The following is a 20,849-nucleotide window of genomic DNA, read 5'->3' on the forward strand; positions in this document are numbered from 1 at the left end:
CATTGGAGGAAATGACGGTCGGAAATGACGGTCGGGCGCTCCGCTAGCCGGCCGGCTTGGCGTCGGCTTTCGGCTTGTCGGCAGCCTTGGGTTTGTCGGCGGCAGTCTTGGGCTTGGCAGCCGGCTTTGCCGCCGCCGGCTTGCCGGCAGGCTTTGCGGCGGCGGGCTTGTCCGCGGCCGGCTTCGCACCTGCGGCATCCGGCTTGGCGTTGGCGTGACGCACGGGCTTGGCCGCCGGCTTGTTGTCCGACTTGGAGGCGCTCTTGGCGTCGGCCTTCGCGTCATCGGCCGCATCGGGCTTCTTGCCCGCGACGCGGCTGTGCTTGCCCCTTGGCGCGCTTGACCGGCTGCATCTTCTCGCTGTCGGCCTCGACCGCGGCGATCAACGCAGCCCCGGTCTTGGTCGGCCCCGTATAAACCACGACCGGTTCGGACGCCGCCGCCGGCTGCGCCAGCATGTCGGCCGGCTTGGTCGGCATCGCAGCCTGCAGGCCCGAGGCGAAGAAGCTGACGCCGCCGTCGCCATTGGTGCTGGAGCTTCCGGCGCTGGCGACGGTGTCTTCGGCGTCCTCGTCGCTGGCGGGCCGCTTGTGCTTGGGACCGCACATCTCCTCGCGCAGGTTCGGCGGCGTGGAATCGATCGGCACCAGATTGTCGACGGTGCCGAGCGAGGGCCGCAGCCACGCCATCCCATTGTTGGCAAAGCCGCGGTCCAGGAGCTGCGCGGCGCGGATCGCGCGCATGCGGCCCGAGGAGGCGCCGAGCACCACGGCGATCAGCCGCTTGCCGTCACGCGTCGCCGACGCCACGAGATTGTAGCCGGAGGCGCAGATGAAGCCGGTCTTGAAGCCGTCGGCGCCGGGATAGCGGCCGATCAGCTTGTTGAAGTTCTGGGTGATGCGGCGGCCGAAGCGGATCGACGGGATGTGGACGAAATACTCGTACTCCGGCAGGTCGCGGATGATGGCGCGAGCGAGGATCGCCATGTCGCGCGCCGAGGTGATCTGGCCGTCGGCGGGCAGGCCGTTCGGATTGACGTAGCTCGTTTGCGTCATGCCGAGCCTTTGCGCGGTCTGGTTCATCATCCCGGCAAAGCCGTCGATCGAACCGCCGATGCCCTCGGCCAGCACCACGGCCATGTCGTTGGCCGACTTCACCAGCATCATCTTCAGCGCGTTGTCGACGGTGACCTGGGTGCCGGGCCGGAAGCCCATCTTCGATGGCGACTGCGACGACGCCGTCGGCGACACCGTGAGCAGCGTGTCAAGCGAGACGCGGCCGTCCTTGACCGCCTTCAGCGTCACATAGGCCGTCATCATCTTGCTGAGCGAAGCCGGGTACCACGGCATCGTCGCATTGTCGGCCTGCAGCACCTTTCCGGAATCGGCCTCGACAACCAGCAGCGCCTCGGCTTGCGCCATTTGCGGCGCGGCGACGGCGAGCATCGCGACGGCCAGAATCCATTTCAATGACGGGCGAGGAAGGTGCACGAATCCGGTTCCGGTCCTTTGAGACCCGCCTTGAAAAAAGGAGGTCTTGCGATTGTGACGTACGGGTTTCAAGCGTGTCCGGCGCCGCATTGCGGCGATGCAAACCCTATACCGGCTTGCCAGCAGAGAACAGAGGCCGGGGAATTATATCGTGGACGAAATCGGCTGAATTTCGGCAGCCGCCTCAATTGGAAAGGCGGGAATTATGGTGTCTCGATGCCGGCGCGCGCCTGTTCCTGGACCATGAACTGGGCCCGCGCCAGCTCGGCGAAACGCCCGCCTTTCGCCACCAGTTCATCGAAAGTTCCGCTTTCGATCACCCGCCCCTGGTCGAACAGCAGGATGCGGGTGGCGTGGCGGATGGTGGACAGGCGGTGCGCGATCACGAAGGTCGTACGGCCCTTCATCACTTCGTCGAGAGCGGCATTCACCTTGGCCTCGGTGACGGCGTCGAGGGCGCTGGTGGCCTCGTCGAGGATCAGGATCGGCGGATCCTTCAGCAGCGCACGCGCGATCGACAGCCGCTGGCGTTCGCCGCCCGACAGCATACGGCCGCGCTCGCCGGCATGGGTATCGAACTTCTTTTCGCTGCGCTCGATGAAATCCAGCGCCTGCGCGCGCGCCGCGGCGGTGCGCAGCTCCTCATCGGTCGCGTCGGGCTTGCCGACGCGCAGATTGTCGGCGAGCGAGCGGTTGAACAGCAGCGCCTCCTGGAACACCACGCCGATGTTTCGCCGCAGCGCCGTCAGCTTCAGCGCGCGTATGTCCATACCGTCGATCCTGATGATGCCCGATTGCGGATCGAACGCGCGATGCAGCAGCGCGATCGCGGTGGATTTGCCGGCGCCGGTCGAGCCGACCAGCGCGATGGTCTGGCCCGGCAAGGCGGTGAAGCTGAGATCCTCGATCGCCGGCCGCTTGCCGTCATAGGAGAACGAGACGTCGTCGAACTCGACGAGGCCGGACAGCCGTCCGGGATCGACCGCGCCGGGCCGGTCGCGCACCGCCGGCACCGCGTCGAGCACGTCGAAGAACTCCTGCAGGCGCGGCGCTTCCATGAACACGTTGTTGATGAAGCTGACCACCTGCTCGAGCTTCTGGATCAGCATGGTGGCGAACGAGACGAACATCACGATCTCGCCGACCGTGGTGAGGTCCTGGTTATGCAGCGCGATGCCGACGGTGAAGATCGCGAGCACCGTGATCGTGGTCGAGGCGCGCGTGATCACGGTGACCAGTGCCCACCATGACAGCACGGGCATCTGCACCGCGAGCAGCTTGTCGGCGACGTAGCGCAGGCCCTGCACCTCGGAATCGATCCGCACGAAGCTCTGCACCAGCGCGACATTGCCGAGCGCGTCCGAAGCGCGCGTCGAGAGATCGCTGTAATAGGCCTCGACCTCACTCTGCATGCCGTAGGTCTTGCGCACCACCAGCGTGGTCAGCACGGTGAACACGACGCAGAGCCCGAACAGCAGGACCGCCAGCCGCCAGTTGATGTAGAGCGAAAGCGGCAACAGCACGATCAGCGACATGATCGCGGCGAAATGCTCGCGGAAGAAGCCGAGCCAGAGCCGCCACAGCGCGTCGGTGCCGTTGAGCATCACCTTCATCAGCCGCCCGGAATGGGTGCCGGAATGGAAGGTCAGCGGCAGCTGCAGGATGTGCTCGAAATAATCGGTCAGCACCGCCTGGCGCTGGCGGTGCGCCAGCCGGTCGGCCTGCAGCGCGACGATCGCGCTGCAGCCGATCGTGAACAGGCCGAACGCCGCCCAGGCGACGAGCAACGGCCATGCCGAGGAGGTCGCGAACAGTCCGGTGACCGGCCGGCCCGACAGCACGTCGACGATCTTGCCGAACAGCACCGGCTCGGCGAATTGCGCGCTGGCGAGCAGCACGTTGGCAATGGCCAGGATCCAGCCGAGCCGCGCCTCCTTGCCGAGCAGTTCGAGGACGCGGGTATAGAGGCGAAGCATGGACATGCCGGCGGCACTCGTCAGCGGTGGGCGCCCGATCAGGCGGGATGCAATCTAATCAGGGTTCGCGATGCAGGGCCAGCGGTGACAGCGCGTCATGCTCAGGGTGAGGGTGATTGTGGCGAGCGGCTCCCTACGCCGTCGTCCTGGCGAAAGCCAGGACCCATAGCCACCGAATTTGATTGAGAGCGGGATAGTGGCCCCAGCGTCGCGCAACAACAAACGGTTGGGGTAATGGGTCCTGGCTTTCGCCAGGACGACACTGAGTGTTGGTGCCGCTCGTCAGTCGTGCATTCGCATGCTCTCAATTCACCAGACGGCTGTCGATCGGCGGCAGGAAAGCCTCGTCGAAGATGTCGGCGGCGTGCGGCCGCTTCTGGAATTTGAAGTCCTCAGCGAGCTGGTCGACCGAGCGCTCGAAGCGCTCCGCCTCGATGCCGCCGATGCCGTCGCGCTTCACCTCGCTGGTCAGGATGTTGTCGCGGATGATGGCGTTCAGCCGCTCCAGCTCCAGATCGCGCGAGCCGCCATCCATCCGGCTCGCGACCTCGCCGGCAGCGCGGGCCGGATCCTTGACCGCGAGGTTGGTGCCGCCGATCGCCGCGCGCACGAACCCTTTCACCGCATCCGGCTTCGCGGCGGCAAGGTGCGGGCTGACGATCACGGCAAAGCCGTAGGCCTCGCAGCCATAGTCGGCGAAGCGCAGCACCGCGAGATCGTCGGCGGGCACGCCGCGATCGCGCAAATTGATCGCCGAGAGATAGGAGAAGCCGGTGACGGCATCGACCTGGCCGGCGGAGAGCATCGGCTCGCGCACCGCGGCGCTGATCGTGCTCTGCTTCACGCTCGACAGCTTGATGCCGTTCTGCTTCGCGACCGCGGGCCACAGCCGGATCGAGAGGTCGCCGTCGGCGACGCCGAGGCTCTTGCCCTGCATGTCGGTCAATGTCCGGATGCCGCGGCTCTTGCGCGCGATGATCGCATAAGGCGCCTGGTTGAACAGCACGAACACCGCCTTGACGGGGGCCGCGCCAGGCTTGTCGCGAAAGCGGATCAGCGAGTTGATGTCGACGAGGGCGAAATCGCTCGAGCCGTCGGCGACACGCGCGATGGCATCCGCCGAGCTGGTCGCGACGTTGGTGCCGACCGCAAGGCCCTCGGCGCTGAACAGGCCTCCGGTCGACGCCATCACGAATGGCGCTGCGGCGGCATCAAGCGGACGGTCGAGCGTGAACTGGATGGTGATCGGCGGCGGCAGATCGCTGGCGCGCAGCGGCGTCAACGCCGGCCACACGCCCCCCGCGAGGCCGATCATGCCGGCCAATATCCAGCGGAGAACGGTGGTCCGACTTACCTGCATCATGACATCCGGGAGGCGAGACAAAGTGCCGCGCCGGCGCGCCTGCTTCATGACATCGAATGCGCCAGAGCAAGCGTCAATTTCAAGCGTTATTTGCAGGCATTTTGCCCCAGGCAAGGTGAACGGCCGATGACTGCCAAGCTTCGGCTTGCCATGTTTTCACCTCAGGTCGTTCAGCTTGCATTCGGTTTGGGGAACCTAATCTGGAGGCAGTGGGTTAGCTAACCAAGGCCCGTCGGGCCGGCTTCCACAAAGGATGACTGCAATGTTTGCGCGAAAAGGTGTTTTTTCGTCCATTGGCCGCGCAGCCACATTGGCAACGGTTGCCGCGGTGGCGTTGACGGCCGTCGAGCCGACGATGGCGTTCGCAGGCTCTGCTCAGACAGGCAAGGTGACCGCTGTGACGACGTCACAAGGCACGAGCGGCGCGACCGACATCAGTGCCCGCCGTCGCTACTATGGCGGTGGTGGCGCGGCCGCTGCGGCTGCGTTCGCCGGGATCGTCGGCACGGGCCTCGCGATCGCCGCTGCCCAGAGCCGCCGCGACTATTACGACTCCTACGGCTACTATGGTGGCCCGGGCTACTACGGTGGTCCCGTCTACTATGGTGGCGGCCCGGTCTATTACGGCGGCGGACCGTACTATGGTTACCGCGGCTATTACGGGCGGCGGTCGCAACTGCCGTATCAGCCGTACTGACCGCCGTCGGCGGTTCTCGGAACTGTCACAAAGCAACCGATCCACCGGCCGCGGGCCGGTGGATTTTTTCGTCGTCGCCGTTAACACGCTGGCGACGCGTTTCGACTAGGCTCGAAGCATGAGTGATTCGATCGAGCGGCTTTACCAGGCGGTGATCGCGGCCAAGGATCTTGATCCGGCTACGTCGCGCACGGCACGGCTGTTCCAGCGCGGGCCGGCCAAGATGGCCAAGAAGCTCGCCGAGGAAGCGATCGAAGTCGTGATCGACGCCGTCAGCGGCAAGTCGGATGCCGTCATTCGCGAAAGCGCCGACCTGTTCTACAACCTCGCCGTTCTCTGGGCGTCGGCCGGCGTGAAGCCGGAGGATGTCTGGCGCGAGATGGAGCGGCGCGAACGGCTGCTCGGGATCGCCGAGAAGCTGCCGAAGTCGCCGGTCAAGCTGCCCAAACCGGCGCCGGTCCCGGTGGTTCGGCGCCGAATTGTTGCGCTGGAGAACCGGCTGCGCAAACGGTAGCCGTAAATCAACAAAAATTCAGCTCAATCCCGCCATGGACAAATCCGCTCCATGATGGTTCATCGCGCCCATGTTGAAACGGACTTACGACTGGTGCGTCGAGGCGGCCGACAAGCCCTATGCGCTGTGGATTCTCGCGGCCGTCGCCTTCGCCGAGAGCTCCTTCTTTCCGATCCCCCCCGACATCATGCTGCTGCCGATGTCGCTGGCGCGGCCGAAGCGGGCGTGGTGGTTCGCCGCGGTCTGCACGGCAGCGTCGGTCGCCGGCGGCGTGCTCGGCTACGCGATCGGCGCGCTGCTCTATGACTCGCTCGGGCAATGGCTGATCCATCTCTACGGCCTCTCCGACAAGGTCGACGCGTTCCGCGCCTCCTACGCCGAATGGGGTGCCGTGATCATCCTGCTGAAGGGACTGACGCCGATCCCCTACAAGCTCGTGACGATCACCTCGGGCTTTGCCGGCTACAACATCTGGCTGTTCATCCTGTGCTCGATCGTCGCGCGCGGCGGCCGCTTCTTCTTCGTTGCGGTGTTGCTCAACCGCTATGGCGATTTCATCCGCGCCGAGCTCGAGAAGCGGCTCGGCCTGTGGGTCGCGATCGGCGCGATCGTGCTGGTGCTGGGCTTTGTCGTCGCATTCAAGCTGATCTAGCGACGGACCGCTTGCGGCTTTGCCCGCGCGCGGCTTCGGGTTACGCTTGCCGCGATGGCTGATGGAATCGCGGACCTGCTCAATCCTGCCGGGCTCACGCTCGTCAGGCTGACGCGTGCAAAGGCGCGCATTGCGCTGGCGGGTCTTGTGCTATCGGGTCTTGCGCTGTCGGTGACACTGACGACCCTCGACCACAGCTGGGCCCAGACAGCACCGCCGACGCTTGGCGTGCAGTCGCCGGCGCAGCAGCCGGTCCCGCCTCAGCAGCAGCAGATCGAGTTGCCGCTGGCGCCGGTCGAGCGCGAGAATCCCGGGCTGATCAACGAAATCGGAAAGCTGTTCGAGAAGTCGAAATCGGCGTTGCCGCCGCTGAACAGCCCCGGCGAGACCATCAACGACCTGTCGAACATCGCGCGCCCCTCGACGGTGGTGACCGGACGCGCGGCCTGCGTGGTGGCCTCGAACGGTGCGCCGGACTGCAAGATCGGCGCCGACCGGCTGTGCCAGAGCAAGGGGTTTCGGGAAGGCAAGGGCATCGATACCGACGCCTCCGAGAAATGCTCGCCGCTGGTCTATCTGCCGGGCCACAAGCGCGGCCCGAACGACTGCAGGACGGAAAATTTCGTGACACGGGCCGTCTGCCAATAGCGGCGGCCAGGCTTGTGTCTGGGATGCCAGGCGCCTGCGAAAACACGGTTTCAGGATGAGGATTTGTCATCCTTTTGCAGCGCCAAAACGCAATCCTTGACACTGGAAAGATTGCCTTGTTGGTATGACGATCAGCATTCGAGACCAACCAACGACCAACGCTTGAGGATCCGCTTCCAATGTCCATGCCTGCTCTGTTCAAGGGCCGCCTGTCTCTTCCCGTGATCGGGGCGCCGCTGTTCATCATCTCCGTGCCCGACCTCGTTATCGCGCAGTGCAAGGCCGGCGTGGTCGGCTCGTTTCCGGCGTTGAACGCGCGGCCGCCGGAGCTGCTCGACGAATGGCTGTATCGGATCAAGGAAGAGCTCGCCGCCTATGACAAGGCGCATCCGGAGCGGCCGTCGGCGCCGTTCGCGGTGAACCAGATCGTGCACAAGTCGAACAACCGGCTCGATCACGACATGGCGCTTTGCGAGAAGCACAAGGTGCCGATGATCATCTCCTCGCTCGGCGCGCGCGAGGAGCTCAACCAGGCGGTCCATGGCTGGGGCGGCATCGTGTTCCACGACGTGATCAACCAGAAGTTCGCACACAAGGCGATCGAGAAAGGCGCCGACGGCCTGATCCTGGTTGCGGCCGGCGCTGGCGGTCATGCCGGTACGCTGTCGCCGTTCCCGTTCGTGTCGGAGACGCGGCAATGGTTCGACGGGCCCATTGCGCTCTCGGGTACGATTGCCAACGGCCGCGCCATTCGCGCGGCGCGCATCATCGGTGCCGACTTCGCCTATATCGGCTCCGCCTTCATCGCGACCAGAGAGGCAAACGCGGTCGAGGACTACAAGAGCATGATCACCAATTCGTCCGCCGAGGACATCGTCTACTCCAACCTGTTCACCGGCGTGCACGGCAATTATTTGAAGCCGTCGATCGTTGCGGCCGGCATGGATCCGGAAAACCTGCCGACCTCCGATCCCTCGAAGATGAGCTTCGGCACCGATGCGTCCGGCGAGCGCGCCAAGCCGAAGGCCTGGAAGGAGATCTGGGGCTCGGGCCAGGGCGTCGGCAGCATCTCCAAGGTGGTGCCCGCAGCCGAGCTGATCGCCCGGTTCAGGAAAGAGTATGAAGACGCGGTCGATCCGGCGCTTGCCTGATGGAGCCGATTTTTCGCGTCGACGGCGACCGCGTCGTCACCAGTCCGGATGCCGCGGGTCCCTGGGACCCGCGGATGCAGCATGGCTCCGCGCCGGCGGCGCTGGTGGTGTGGGCGGCCGAGGCCCTTCCGACGCCGGTGCCGATGCGGATCGCGCGCGTCACCATCGACCTGATGCGCCCGGTGCCGGTCGCGCCGCTGACGGTCTCGAGCGAGATCCTGCGCGACGGCCGCAAGATCCAGCTCTGCGGCGTCAGGCTGCTCGCCGACGGTGTCGTGGTCGTTTCGGCCAGCGTGCTGAAGATCAAGCAGCAGGCGGCCGAGCTGCCGCCTGACGTCGCCGCGCTCGCCGTCGATCTGCCGGGCCCCGACGAAAGTATGATCGAGCCGGGCAACCTTGCGAACAGTCCGTTCGTGAAATGCATCTCGATGCGGGCCGCGCGCGGCCGCTTCGGCGTGGTGGGACCCGGCGCGATCTGGTTCCGCGTCGACCGCCCGCTGATTGCGGGCGCCGCCGTCTCGCAGGCGATGCGGGCAGTGGTTGCCTCGGATTTCTCCAACGGCACCTCGCCGGCGCTCGATTTCAGCCAATGGACCTTCATCAACGCCGATCTCTCGGTGAGTCTCGCGCGCGAGCCGGTCGGCGACTGGATCCTGCTCGATGGCCAGTCCTGGATCGGGTCCGACGGCGCCGGGCTTGCAATGTCGCGGCTCGCCGATCAGCGCGGCTATTTCGGCCAGGCGGTCCAGAGCCTGGTCATCGAGCGGCGCTAGGACGCGCTACGCTTCTTCGACCTCCCCTTGAAAAGGGGAGGTCGCTTTGCTCGCCAGAGCAAAGCGGGTGGGGATCAGCTCTCTCCACTTGCAGCATCGCCTGGGGCTGACCCCCATCCCGACCTTCCCCCTTTCAGGGGGAAGGCGAACTCCAGTCACGTCTACGGTGCATGGGGTTGTTTCACCGATTCGCAGTGCGGGAGCGCCAAGCGACTGCCCCTGCGGCAAAAATAACTCCGCTTCCCGGGAACGGTTGGCGGCACGTGCGAGTTTCGCTCCCGTTAGGGGGTCCCATGATGCGTATTGATCCCGCCGCCGGCATCGTGGCCATGGCCGTCCGGCGGTTGTGTGATGTGCCGGCCGGTGTCGACGGCCGGCCGCCGCAGGGACAGACGCGATGAAGCCTGGTCCGTCCTCGGAACGCGCGGTCATCCTCGCCGCGAGCGAGCGGGACGCCGTCAAGACTGCCCACCTGATCAAGGAAGCCGGCTATTACGCCAACATCTGCGGTGACCTCGCCGAGCTCGAGCGCCAGATCGCGAACGGGGCGGGCCTTGCCATCATTGCCGACGAGGTGATCAGGGCCGCCGATCTCGCCGGCCTGACGCACTGGTTGAACGAGCAGCCGTCATGGTCGGACTTTCCTATCGTGCTGATCAGCGAGAAGGGGGGATCCGAGCGCAATCCCGAAGCCGCGCGGCTCGGCCGGGCGCTCGGCAATGTCACCTTCATCGAGCGGCCGTTTCATCCGACCACGCTGGTAAGCCTGGTCGCCGCGACAGTGCGCGGCCGCCGCCGTCAATACCAGACCCGCCAGATCCTCGAGGATCTGACCGAGAGCGAAGGTCTGCTGCAGACTGCGCTCAATGCCGGTCATCTCGGCGCGCTCGAGCTCCATCTGCCGGATTTCGAGCTCGAGGCGTCGCCGACCTGCAAGACCTATTTCGGGCGCAGGCCGGGCGATCCCTTCACCTATCAGGATCTCTTGGACGCGGTGCATCCCGACGACCGCGCCCGCCGGAGCGAGATCGTCGAACAAACGTTGCGCACCGGCTCGGATTATCGGATCGAATACCGCAACATCTGGCCCGACGGCACCGAGCACTGGGTTGATGTCCGCGCCCGTGCGGTGCGGCGGCCCGACGGCGTCCTCCGCTCGTTGGTCGGCGTCTGCTCCGACATCACCGCGCGCAAGACCGCGGAGATCGAACGCGAGGCATTGCTGGCGCAGCTTGCCGCCGAGCGCACCGCGCTTGCCGAACTCACCGCGACGCTGGAGCAGCGGGTCGAGCAGCGCACCGCCGACCTGATGAAGGAGGTCGCCGCGCGCGAGCGGGCGCAGGAACAGCTCCGCCATGCGCAGAAGATGGAGGCGATCGGCCAGCTGACCGGCGGCGTCGCGCACGACTTCAACAATCTGCTGATGGCGGTGATGGGCAATCTCGATCTGCTGCGCAAGCGCATGCCGGAGGATCCGCGCCTGCGTCGCCTGGTCGACGGCGCATTGCAGGGCGCCGAGCGCGGCGCGTCGTTGACGCAGCGGCTGCTGGCATTCGCGCGGCAGCAGGATCTGCGCGCGGTGCCGGTCGATCTCGGCGCGCTGGTGCGCGATATGAGCAATCTGCTCGAGCGCTCGCTCGGACCGCGCATCATGCTGCGGCTCGACATTCCGGAGGGGCTGCCGCTGGCCTGCGTCGACAGCAACCAGCTTGAGCTTGCGGTCCTCAACCTTGCGATCAATGCACGCGACGCGATGCCGGATGGCGGCGTGATCGAGATCCGCCTCGCGGCCTGGCAGGCGAAGAATGATCCGACGCTGCAGCCTGGCGACTATTTGAAGCTCTCGGTGATCGACAGCGGCACCGGCATGTCGCCGGATGTGCTGAAGCGCGCGATCGAGCCGTTCTTCTCGTCGAAGCCGGTGGGCAAGGGCACCGGGCTCGGCCTGTCGATGGTGCATGGGCTCGCCGTGCAGCTCGGCGGCGAGCTGCAGCTGTCGAGCGCGGTCGGCGAGGGCACCACGGCTGCGCTGGTGCTGCCGATTGCAACGGCGGTGCCGGAAGTCGAGAGCCCGGCGCCTGCGGCGCAGACGATCAAGCGCTCGGCGGTGATCCTGCTGGTTGACGATGATCCGTTGATCGCGATGTCCACCATGGAAATGCTGGAGGACCTCGGTCACCGCGTGATCGGCGTCAATTCCGGACCGCAGGCGCTCGAGATCCTCAGGAGCGACCAGGAGATCGACCTGATGATGACCGATCACGTGATGCCCGGCATGACCGGCATCGAACTCGTCGCGGCTTCGCGCAAGGTGCGGCCGCAGCTCCTGGTCCTGCTCGCCACCGGCTATGCCGAACTGCCCGACGGCACCCAGGTCGACCTGCCGCGGCTGGCCAAGCCCTACCACCAGGATCAACTGCGCGACCGGCTCGATCGGTTGCTCGGGCAGGGGATGCAGCAGCGTGCGGCCGCAACCGGCACTGACGATCTTGCCGCGCCTTCCACTCTCTCCCCGTCACCCTGAGGTGCGAGCGGAGCGAGCCTCGAAGGGCGCCGGCCCGGCTGGTGCCGCAAGCAGAGATAGCGCGCGCTGAAACATCAGGGCCGTGCATCCTTCGAGGCGCGCGAGAGCGCGCACCTCCAGCGACAAAGGCGAAGCCTTTGCGCGGGGATGACGGGATCGGCAATCGTCGCGCGAGCATCCTACCCCACCATGCGGTCGCGGCCGGTCCAGAAGCGCGCCTTCAGCACCTTCTTGTCGACCTTGCCGACGCCGGTCATCGGCAGCTCCTTGACGAACTGGATCTGCTTCGGCGCGTGCGCCGAGCCCTTCTTCGCCTTCACCAGGCCGATCAGCTCGTCGGCGTTGGGCACAGCGCCCTCGCGCGCGACCACGACGGCGGTGACGGCCTCACCCCATTTGTCGTCGGGCACGCCGACCACGGCGACCATCGCGACGTCGGCATGTTGCGACAGGACATCTTCGACTTCGCGCGGAAAAATGTTGAAGCCGCCGGAGACGATCATGTCCTTCTTGCGGTCGAGGATGAACATGTAGCCGCGCTCGTCCATGCGCGCGATGTCGCCGGTGTGCAGCCAGCCGCTCTTCAGCGTCTCCGCCGTGATGTCCGGCCGCTTCCAGTATTCGGCCATCACATGCGTGGCGCGCACGCAGATCTCGCCGGCCTCGCCGGTCGCGACCTCCTGGTCGTCCTGATCGAGGATATTCACCTGGCAGGCGGTGATCGGGAAGCCGCAGGACAAAAACAGGTCCGGCGTTTTCGGGTCATGATCCGCCTTGCGCAGCACCGAGACCGGATAGCATTCGGTCTGGCCGTAAAGCTGCGAGAACACCGGGCCGATCCGCTCGATGCCTTCGACCAGCCGGCTCGGCGACATCGCGGACGCGCCGTAGAGCAGGAGCTCGAGCGAGGAGAGGTCGGTCTTGTCGAGCGCGGGATGATCCAGCATCACATAGATCATGGTCGGCACGAACAGCGTGAAGTTGATCTTCTCGCGCGCGATGGTCGTGAACACGGCGTCCGGATCGAACCCTTTCAGCATGTGCACCGTGCCGCCGCGCATCAGCGTCGGCAGCACCTTGGTGCCGGCGACATGGCTGATCGGCGCCACCGTGAGGTAGCGCGGCGTCTCCGGGATCTCGAAATCGGCGAGGATGGCGGCGGCGAAGCCGCCATATTCGCGGTGATAGCGCAGCGCGCCCTTGGATTTGCCTGTCGTGCCGCCGGTGTAGTTCAAGGTCGAGATGTCGTCCTCGCGGGCGAAGCTCTTCGCGCTCGCGCTGCCGGCATCCTCGGCCACCTGCAACAGGTCGGCGCCGTAATCCGCCGGGCCGAGCGTGAACACGGTCTTGAGGCCCTGTGCCTTCGTCGCGAGTTCGCCGCCGCGATCGCGAAACGTGATGCCGTCGACGATCAGCATCTGCGCTTCGGAATCCTCGATCTGGAACAGCTGGTCGTCGAGCGAGCCCAGCGGATGCAGCCAGGTGATCGCGAGCCGCGACAATTGCGCGGCGACGCCGGCGCACCAGCTGTCGGCGCGGTTGGCGGTGAGCAGCGCGACGCGGGTGCCAGGCGCAAAGCCGAGCCGCATGAACACGCCCTGCATTCGTCCAATGAGGTCGGTCGCGCCCTGATAGCTGAGCGAGCCGCCCGGCCATGCGAAGGCGGTGCGCGACGGATAGCGCGCCAGCGCCCGCAAGGTCTGTTCGCACACTGCCGGAAATGCATAGAGCGGATTGCTCATCTCGTTGTCCCTCCCGCCTTTGTCTTTGGCTTTTGTCGTGCCAATGTTGGCGGCAACGCTAACACAATGATGATGGGAAGAAACAACTTGTCCGCCGATCTTCTCGCGCGTTTTCGCGATCGCCTCCGGCTGCCGCTGATTGCAGCACCAATGTTCCTGGTCTCCGGTGTCGAGCTGGTGGTAGCTGCCTGCCGCAACGGCGTGATCGGTTCGTTTCCGACGGTGAATTGCCGTGAGACGGAACAGCTCGATGCCTGGCTCGGCGACATCGCGCGCCGCCTGCAGGCACATGCCGATGCAAGTGGCCAAGCAGCCGCGCCGATCTGCCCGAACCTGATCGTGCATCGCTCCAACACGCGGCTGGCCCAGGATCTCGCCGTGCTGCTGCGGCACAAGCCGGAGCTTGTGATCACCTCGGTCGGCTCGCCCGCGCCGGTGCTTGGCCCTCTGCACGATGCCGGCGCGCTGGTGTTCGCCGACGTCGCCTCGATCCGCCATGCCGAGCGCGCGGTCGCGGCCGGCGCCGACGGGCTCGTGCTGCTCACTGCGGGTGCCGGCGGGCAGACCGGCTGGCTCAATCCGTTCGTGTTCGTCCGCGCGGTGCGCGGCTTCTTCGAAGGTCCGATCGTGCTTGCCGGCGGCATCAGCGACGGCCACGCGCTCCGTGCCGCGGAGGCGCTCGGCTGCGACCTCGCCTATATGGGCACCAAGTTCATCGCGACGCGCGAGAGCATGGCGGACGGCAGGTACAAGCAGATGCTGGTCGACGCCACCGCCGACGACATCCTGTTGACGACGGCGTTCACCGGCCTGCAGACCAACATGCTGCGGCCCTCGATCGAGGCCGCCGGTCTCGATCCCGACGACCTGCCGGCGCGCGGCGCGATCGACATCGGCAAGGACATCGACATCGGCGCCCGCGAAAGCCGCCCCAAACGCTGGCGCGATATCTGGAGCGGCGGTCATTCCACCTCCGGGGTCACCGGGGTGCTCGGCGTCGACGAGCTCGTGGCGCAGACGATCGCGGAGTATGAGGCGGCGAGCGGACGGGTGCGGCTCGCCTGATCCGCCGCGAAACAGCAGCCGCTCAAATCGCGCTCACCCGCTTAACGCGGCATTAACCATGCCAGTCCCAACAATAGCGTCACGGGCGGCCACGGCTGGCCGCCTGGCAGTTTGTGGGAATGCGACATGGCCTTTGAGGCGCTCTCCAAGACCCCGGCATCGCTCGACGAGCTCCGGACCCGGGTGTTCTACGCCCTGCAGCGGCATCCGCTGTGCCGTCAGGTCGAATTCGACATTGTCAGCACGCCGCGCACCCGCCGGACCAACTGGACGGTCAGCATGCACACGGTCCAGCCCGGCGCGCTCTGGACGGCGCATGAGATCGTCGCCGACATCCAAGAGGCCTATGAGCTCGACATCGCGGCCTGATTTTCCGGCCGTTTCGGGACAATTTCACCTATTTGGCGTCGTCACGGCACGGTACCGCCGCATTTCACGCGCAGTTTGCGGTGACACCGGCCGGCAATGGAGTAGTTTTTGACCAGAGCCATCACCCTCGCCGCGCTGACATGCTTCCTCCTCGCCGGCGCCGCGATAACAGCCATTTTGGGCCGTGACAGCCTGCCGGCGGCGCAGGCCGACGTTGGCCCGGTCGCCAACCGTGCCAGCAAGCAGGACAAGCTCGCCGTCACGACGCTTGCCGCGGCCTCGTTTGAGGCGCCCCAGCCGATTGAGCCTTCCGCCAATCCGTCTCCGCTCCTGTTGCGGGCGCAAGCCGCGATTCCGGGCGCGACCGATACGGTGCGCCAGGCCTATGCCTCCGTCGAGCCCGCCGATATCGGCCTGCCGAAGATCACCGACCCCGTCGATGCGGCTCAGCCGAAGGCCGCCGAGCCCGCGCCGGTCGCTCCGGCGCCGCCGAAGCCCAAGGCTGCGGCCAAGCCGGCGCCGCAGAAGAGCTACGCGCTGCTGAGCGACGCCCAGATCGCCGGCATCAAGGACCGCCTCAAGCTGTCGTCGTCTCAGGAATATTACTGGCCGGCGGTCGAGACCGCATTGCGCGCCGTCGCCCGCAAGATCCACGCCAAGCGCCAGGGCGATCCCGCATCCGGCAGCATGCCGATCGATCCGGACTCCGAGGAGGTCCAGCAGCTGAAGTCGGCGGCGATGCCGCTGCTGTTCCAGCTCCGCGAGGATCAGAAGAACGAGGTTCGTTCGCTGGCGCGCCTGATCGGCCTGGAACGCGTCGCTGCGATGATCTGAGCGCAGGCTTCGGCCGAGCCAGTTCTGCGCTCCTTCTGCTCTAGCGGGCCTCCAGCGGCCGCAGCTTCTCCACCTTGCCCTGGGTTTCGACGAGCAGCTGTTTCATGAAGTCCTTGTTGCGCTTCAGCCAGGGCTCGAGCGTCTGCCTGACGTCGCTTGGCGACTTCTTCTCGATGGCCTGCGCCAGCCGGGTCTGAAACGTCCCCCAATCCTTGAACATCTCCTTCAGCAGCGCATCGTCGGAGATGTTGATCGCCGACTTGATGTCGCCGACGGTTTCGAGCTCGCGCATATTGCCCTGTCGCAGGATCGAATCCAGGTTTTCCAGGCATTCGTGGTAGCGCTCCAGCAGATCGTCCCATCGCTTGGCGCTGAAGTCATCGTCCAGGCCCTCGACGGCGTTGTATAGCGGCTCGAGGAACGACCACCGGAAGCGCCGCGCCAGCCGCAGCAGGATCGACAGGAAGACGATGTCCTTCGGCATGTTCTGCGCGACCATCAGACGGGGATCCTCGCTGAATGGCGGCATCGGCACGAAGATGATGACGATCGAGAACGGCGTGCTGTCGAGATATTCGAGCCGGGCAATGACCGGCTGATACAGCTTCAGATCGCGGAAGATCGGGCTGAGGACCTGCTCGCGGCTGCGCCGGCTGGCGATATCCAAGTCGGCGAACGAGTTCGCGACATAGCTCGTCAGCTCGTCGAGCCAGGCCCCGCTGTCGTAGCGGTTTTGCGCGCGGAGCAGATCCTCCCAGTCGAGCTCCGCCGTATCAGGGCCGGACAACAGCGTGGTGGTGCCGGCATCCGCCTCCAGCACGGCATCCTTCAGGAAGCCGCGCGCGCGATCGGCTGGGGGCAATGGCCTGAGCGTTTCGGCCTTTTGCCGGAACGACAATTCGTCGCTGAACACGATGCGAAGCCGCAGGCGGAACAGCTCTTCCGGCCGGGTGATCTGCAGGAACTGCGCGTGGATGTCCTTCGCCGCCTCGTTGAACTTGGGCGCGTAGTTGGCGTTCAGTCGCGGCCGCAGCGGCGCAGGACCGAAGGTCGGCTTCACGAACAGGTCTTCGAGGAATCGCCGGACGTCGTCCTCGCCGATTCCGTAGAACTCGTTCTCCGCCAGCATCGGAAACGAAGGCGAAGAGTCGACCGAGAACCACAGCACCTTGGAGATGAGCTTCAGCGCGCGTTTGTAACCGTCGAACTGGGCAATCTCGGATGCGCACCAGGTCCAATTGTGCTCGGCATTGGTGTGGATGAAGATCAGGCAATCGGCCTTCGCCGTGTTGTCGATCATCCATTGCCGCCATTCCGAGCCGCCGGGAATTTCCTCGCAGACGAAGCATTGCACCGGACGCTGGCCGTCCAGGCTGCTGAGATATTCGAGCCGCGCCTTGAGCAGGCGCGCGAGAAACCTGTCTTCGGCGCGATGGCTGATAAAGACCGAGAAATCATTTGGCATGGCAAAACCCGATCTGCATGAATCTTATGCGACGGCTGGCCGTGTCTCATCGGCCGAATGCCGCGGCTGCACATCCTGCCGCGAGCTCAATGATAGCTCGTCTCTGAAATCTGCGATCGCCGGGCGCGAAAAAGAAAAACCGCCTGCCAGTGATTTATCTCACTATACCTTAGGGTGTGCCATGTGCAAGATACCCAGGGACCCGGCGCGCGACGCTTGTCGGGCTCCGGAATGGACTCGCTGAAATTTTTCGAAACTCAGCTGATGTGTCGAACGCATCGCTTCATTTTATGCCCCGGCGCCGTTTGCGCAGGCGCGCGACCAATTGAGCCTTCGGCCGTAATCGGTCGGGCCGTATCGAGATCAGCAAAAGTCATAGTCGGGGGGCAGTTATGCCGAAAACCAAGCAGCAGCATCTCGATCGCGCATTCGGGCCGAAGCGGATACTGGCGCTCGATGGCGGTGGCATCCGCGGCATCCTGACGCTCGAATATGTCAGCGCCATCGAGGCGATGTTGCGCAAGCGGTTCGGCAACAGCGATCTCCTGCTTTGCGATTATTTCGATCTGATCGGCGGCACCTCGACCGGATCGATCATCGCTGCCGGACTGGCCTGCGGAATGACGGCCGACGCGTTGAAGCGGCTCTATCGCGGCATCGGCACCGACGTCTTCCAGGGTTCGTTCTGGCGGCGCGGGCTGCTGGCGCCGAAATTCAAGTCGGATGCCCTGCAGCACGCTCTCGACGCGCAACTCGGCGCCGACACCTCGCTCGGCGGCGATCGCATCCGTACCGGCCTGATGATCATGACCAAGCGGCTCGATACCGGCAGTCCCTGGCCGCTGCACAACCATCCGGACGCGCCCTTTGCCAAGCAGGACGGCGGGCTGCGGCTGACGCAAGTGGTGCGCGCCAGCACCGCGGCGCCGACTTATTTCAGTCCCCAGGAGATCACGATCTCGTCGCGCTCCGGCGGCACGGTCAGCGGCGCCTTCGTCGATGGCGGCGTCAGCCCGTTTAACGATCCTGCGCTGCAGCTCCTGATGCTGGCGTCGCTCCATGGCCATGGCTTTCGCTGGCAAACCGGCAGGGACAATCTCCTGCTCATCTCGGCGGGCACCGGCGTGTTCAAGTCGACCTTCTCGACGGAAGAAATCGTTCACATGCCGGCGGCCGAGCAGGGCCTGCGCTCGCTGCAATCGCTCATGGACGATTGCGGACGGCATAATCACGGCATGCTGCAATGGCTGACCAACTGCCTGACGCCCTGGTCGATCGATCGCGCGGTGGAAGATATGGTGGCGGACAGTCGGGTCGGACCGCAACTCGCGACCTATGCGCGCTACAACGTGCTGCTGGAAACCGCCTGGTTGAAGAAGACGGTCGCGATCGACCGGACGCCGGACGCGCTGGCGAAGATCGCCGCGATGGATGACCCGAACAACATGGACGAGCTTGCCGAGATCGGACGGCTCGCAGCCGTCAGGCAGCTCAAGCCGGAACATTTCCCGCCGGCCTTCGATCTCACGTGATGCCGCGCGAGGTGCCATCTCGACACGCAAGTCGCAGTTTCGACAACCAATTCGCCTTCGGCTATCTTCGTCACCGAGACATGATGATCCAGTCATTCGTCCAGGTGTCGCGATGTCCACAAAGCAAGATGCCGGATCGCCGAACACGGTGGTCCTTTTCAGCGGTCACATGATCGATGCGCCAGATCGAAAAACGCCACGCTTTCCGCCGGACAAGGAGCCTGTTGCGGCCGCTGCGATCGCCGACGCGCTTGCGAAGATCGGTGTTACCAAGGGTGATCTCGCCATTTGCGGCGGCGCCTGCGGCGGCGATCTGTTGTTTGCGGAAGCTGCCCTCGCGAAGGGCATGCAGCTTGAAATCTATATTCCATTCGACGAACCGACGTTCCTTGCCGGCTCGGTCGATTTCGCTGGCGGCAACTGGCGCGCGCGCTATCTCGCGGCGAAATCGCGAGCCACGCTCCATGTCATGCCCGACGAACTGGGGCCGCTGCCGGCCGGTGAAAACGCCTATGAGCGCGAAAATCAATGGATGCTGGAACGGGCCGCCCGATTTGGCGACAGGAAGCTCGCCTTTGTCTGCCTGTGGAATGGCGAAGGCGGCGATGGTCCCGGCGGCGCCAAGCACCTGATGGATGAGGCCGGGCGCAAGACGACGTGGGTTTACTGGCTGGATACGAAGAAACTATGGGACTGAAGGAATTGCGATATGCCGTCGTGTTTCATGATCATGCCCTATGGCCGCAAGCCGACCCAGGCCGATCCCAAGTTTGGTCCAGCCGAGATCGATTTTAACGCATTGTGGGATCGCGCCTACGTACCCGCGATCAAGGCGCTCGGTTATCAGCCGGTGCGTGCCGACCAGGACACCAGCGCATTGATCGTCAGTGAAATGCTGGAACGGATCTACTTCGCCGATCTCGTGCTGGCCGACATGACGATTCCGAACGGCAATGTCTATTACGAGGTCGGTATCCGCCACGCATCGCAAAAGACCGGGTGCGTGTTGCTTGCGGCCGACTGGTCCAAACAATTGTTCGATGTCGTGCAGATGCGAACCGTCCGCTATCCGCTGCCCGAGGGCGAGATCACCGAGGCGACCGCGGCAGCCATGCAGGCCGCGATCAAGGATCCCATCAAGGCGCTTGCTGACGGGATTTCGCCGATGCACCAGTCGATCCCGGGCTATCCAGACAATGTCGACCCGCGCAAGGCGATGACGATGCGGAGCCAGCTCGCCGAGCAAGCCGCGTTTCAGACCAAGATACGCGCGGTGCGCGCGGCGCCCACGGATCAGCGCATGGCGCGGGCCCAAGCGCTGATCGCGACCGAGGGAAGTCCGCCCGCCACTTATGCAAAGGCGCTCGCTTTGTTGCTGATGCTGCGCGACTGCGTCAATGATGCCGCCGACTGGAACATCGTGCTGGATTTCATCGGCAGACTTCCCGACCGCTTCGCCAACGAGCCTGAAGTGCAGGAGAATCGTGCATTTGCCGCGGCCCAGGCCGGCGACGACATCCAGGCCATTGCCGAGATACAGACATTGATTGATTTCGCGGGGCTGACGCCGGAACGGCTCGGCTTGATGGGTGGCCGCCACAAACGCCTCGCCAGAGGCGCACCAGCCGACTCTCCTCGCCGCAAGGAGGAGCTCGAGAAGGCGATCGACTGTTATCAGCAGGGTATGGAGCTCGATCTCAACGCCTATTATTGCTCCAGCAACCTGCCCCGTCTCTATCGCGCCCGGGGAAATCCGGGCGACGAGGATCTTGCGCAGGCCACTGTGCGGGTCGCGATTGCCGCCTGCGAACGGGCCAGACGATTGCAACTTGCCGACGAATGGCTGCGCCCGACGCAGCTTGCCGCGGCCTTTGACCTTGGTGATCCCGACAAGGCCGAAGAACTGGCAATGCAGGTGGTTGCCGAGGGGCAAGCGAAATGGAAAGTGAGCAGTGTCCTTCGCGACCTCGAAGCCAGTCTCCAATACGTCACCGATCCTGCAAAGCGCGCGCGGCTGTCTGCCATCATCGACAAGATCAAGGCAGCCTGACCGC

At 65.1% G+C, this 20,849-nt stretch carries 17 protein-coding genes and 1 pseudogene; 13 read left to right on the forward strand and 5 right to left on the reverse strand.

Features of this window, described 5'->3' with window-relative positions; genetic code table 11:
* Positions 1-43 precede the first annotated feature (43 nt).
* The 3 genes and pseudogenes from ACVWYP_RS10185 to ACVWYP_RS10195 all read right to left on the reverse strand — a co-directional run bounded on the left by ACVWYP_RS10185 (position 44) and on the right by ACVWYP_RS10195 (position 4,826).
* A pseudogene (locus ACVWYP_RS10185) lies at positions 44-1,490 on the reverse strand (D-alanyl-D-alanine carboxypeptidase family protein).
* Between the two features lie 203 nt (positions 1,491-1,693).
* Positions 1,694-3,472 carry a glucan ABC transporter ATP-binding protein/ permease gene (locus ACVWYP_RS10190; RefSeq protein WP_304498529.1) on the reverse strand — a complete coding sequence of 593 codons (1,779 nt, stop codon included), beginning with the start codon at positions 3,470-3,472 and terminating at the stop codon, positions 1,694-1,696.
* A 298-nt stretch (positions 3,473-3,770) separates the two neighbouring features.
* Entirely contained in the window at positions 3,771-4,826 is a 1,056-nt protein-coding gene (locus ACVWYP_RS10195; protein ID WP_304500214.1) for an ABC transporter substrate-binding protein, read from the reverse strand.
* 265 nt (positions 4,827-5,091) lie between these two features.
* Between ACVWYP_RS10195 and ACVWYP_RS10200 the strand changes: the two genes are divergently transcribed.
* From ACVWYP_RS10200 to ACVWYP_RS10230, 7 genes are all read left to right on the forward strand, one after another.
* Positions 5,092-5,526, forward strand: coding sequence for a hypothetical protein (locus tag ACVWYP_RS10200; protein WP_253604604.1), 435 nt, complete (start codon positions 5,092-5,094; stop codon positions 5,524-5,526).
* Positions 5,527-5,644: 118 nt separating this feature from the next.
* Positions 5,645-6,040 (forward strand): phosphoribosyl-ATP diphosphatase, encoded by a 396-nt coding sequence (gene hisE, locus ACVWYP_RS10205; RefSeq protein ID WP_028342591.1) that lies wholly within the window; start codon positions 5,645-5,647, stop codon positions 6,038-6,040.
* Positions 6,041-6,110: 70 nt separating this feature from the next.
* Complete coding sequence (locus ACVWYP_RS10210) at positions 6,111-6,692, forward strand: YqaA family protein (protein WP_038386176.1); 582 nt, start codon at positions 6,111-6,113, stop codon at positions 6,690-6,692.
* A gap of 54 nt (positions 6,693-6,746) precedes the next feature.
* Entirely contained in the window at positions 6,747-7,340 is a 594-nt protein-coding gene (locus ACVWYP_RS10215) for a hypothetical protein (RefSeq protein WP_304498530.1), read from the forward strand.
* Positions 7,341-7,519: 179 nt separating this feature from the next.
* Positions 7,520-8,491, forward strand: coding sequence for an NAD(P)H-dependent flavin oxidoreductase (locus ACVWYP_RS10220; protein WP_304498531.1), 972 nt, complete (start codon positions 7,520-7,522; stop codon positions 8,489-8,491).
* Positions 8,491-9,264, forward strand: coding sequence for a thioesterase family protein (locus ACVWYP_RS10225; RefSeq protein ID WP_028342587.1), 774 nt, complete (start codon positions 8,491-8,493; stop codon positions 9,262-9,264). Before ACVWYP_RS10220 ends, ACVWYP_RS10225 begins: the two co-directional genes overlap by 1 nt.
* A 397-nt stretch (positions 9,265-9,661) precedes the next feature.
* Positions 9,662-11,788, forward strand: coding sequence for a hybrid sensor histidine kinase/response regulator (locus ACVWYP_RS10230; protein WP_304498532.1), 2,127 nt, complete (start codon positions 9,662-9,664; stop codon positions 11,786-11,788).
* 179 nt (positions 11,789-11,967) lie between these two features.
* Here the strand turns inward: ACVWYP_RS10230 and ACVWYP_RS10235 are convergent, their stop codons facing one another.
* The gene (locus ACVWYP_RS10235; protein WP_304498533.1) at positions 11,968-13,530 is read right to left on the reverse strand and encodes an AMP-binding protein; all 1,563 of its coding nucleotides are present in this window, start codon (positions 13,528-13,530) and stop codon (positions 11,968-11,970) included.
* Between the two features lie 66 nt (positions 13,531-13,596).
* Here ACVWYP_RS10235 and ACVWYP_RS10240 point away from each other — a divergent pair, with 66 nt between their 5' ends.
* The 3 genes from ACVWYP_RS10240 to ACVWYP_RS10250 all read left to right on the forward strand — a co-directional run bounded on the left by ACVWYP_RS10240 (position 13,597) and on the right by ACVWYP_RS10250 (position 15,798).
* The gene (locus ACVWYP_RS10240; protein ID WP_439711148.1) at positions 13,597-14,595 is read left to right on the forward strand and encodes a nitronate monooxygenase; all 999 of its coding nucleotides are present in this window, start codon (positions 13,597-13,599) and stop codon (positions 14,593-14,595) included.
* 126 nt (positions 14,596-14,721) lie between these two features.
* Positions 14,722-14,964 carry a hypothetical protein gene (locus ACVWYP_RS10245; RefSeq protein WP_304498535.1) on the forward strand — a complete coding sequence of 81 codons (243 nt, stop codon included), beginning with the start codon at positions 14,722-14,724 and terminating at the stop codon, positions 14,962-14,964.
* Positions 14,965-15,072: 108 nt separating this feature from the next.
* The gene (locus ACVWYP_RS10250; protein ID WP_304498536.1) at positions 15,073-15,798 is read left to right on the forward strand and encodes a hypothetical protein; all 726 of its coding nucleotides are present in this window, start codon (positions 15,073-15,075) and stop codon (positions 15,796-15,798) included.
* Positions 15,799-15,838: 40 nt separating this feature from the next.
* Here ACVWYP_RS10250 and ACVWYP_RS10255 read toward each other — a convergent pair whose 3' ends face one another.
* A complete protein-coding gene (locus ACVWYP_RS10255) occupies positions 15,839-17,263 on the reverse strand; it encodes a toll/interleukin-1 receptor domain-containing protein (protein WP_304498537.1) in 1,425 nt (474 codons plus the stop codon).
* A 392-nt stretch (positions 17,264-17,655) separates the two neighbouring features.
* Here ACVWYP_RS10255 and ACVWYP_RS10260 point away from each other — a divergent pair, with 392 nt between their 5' ends.
* The 3 genes from ACVWYP_RS10260 to ACVWYP_RS10270 all read left to right on the forward strand — a co-directional run bounded on the left by ACVWYP_RS10260 (position 17,656) and on the right by ACVWYP_RS10270 (position 20,845).
* Entirely contained in the window at positions 17,656-18,795 is a 1,140-nt protein-coding gene (locus tag ACVWYP_RS10260; protein WP_304498538.1) for a patatin-like phospholipase family protein, read from the forward strand.
* A 169-nt stretch (positions 18,796-18,964) separates the two neighbouring features.
* The gene (locus ACVWYP_RS10265; protein WP_304498539.1) at positions 18,965-19,492 is read left to right on the forward strand and encodes a hypothetical protein; all 528 of its coding nucleotides are present in this window, start codon (positions 18,965-18,967) and stop codon (positions 19,490-19,492) included.
* 12 nt (positions 19,493-19,504) lie between these two features.
* The gene (locus tag ACVWYP_RS10270) at positions 19,505-20,845 is read left to right on the forward strand and encodes a TRAFs-binding domain-containing protein (RefSeq protein ID WP_304498540.1); all 1,341 of its coding nucleotides are present in this window, start codon (positions 19,505-19,507) and stop codon (positions 20,843-20,845) included.
* Positions 20,846-20,849: the final 4 nt, after the last annotated feature.

It is taken from the genome of Bradyrhizobium sp. USDA 3262, from assembly GCF_054060035.1.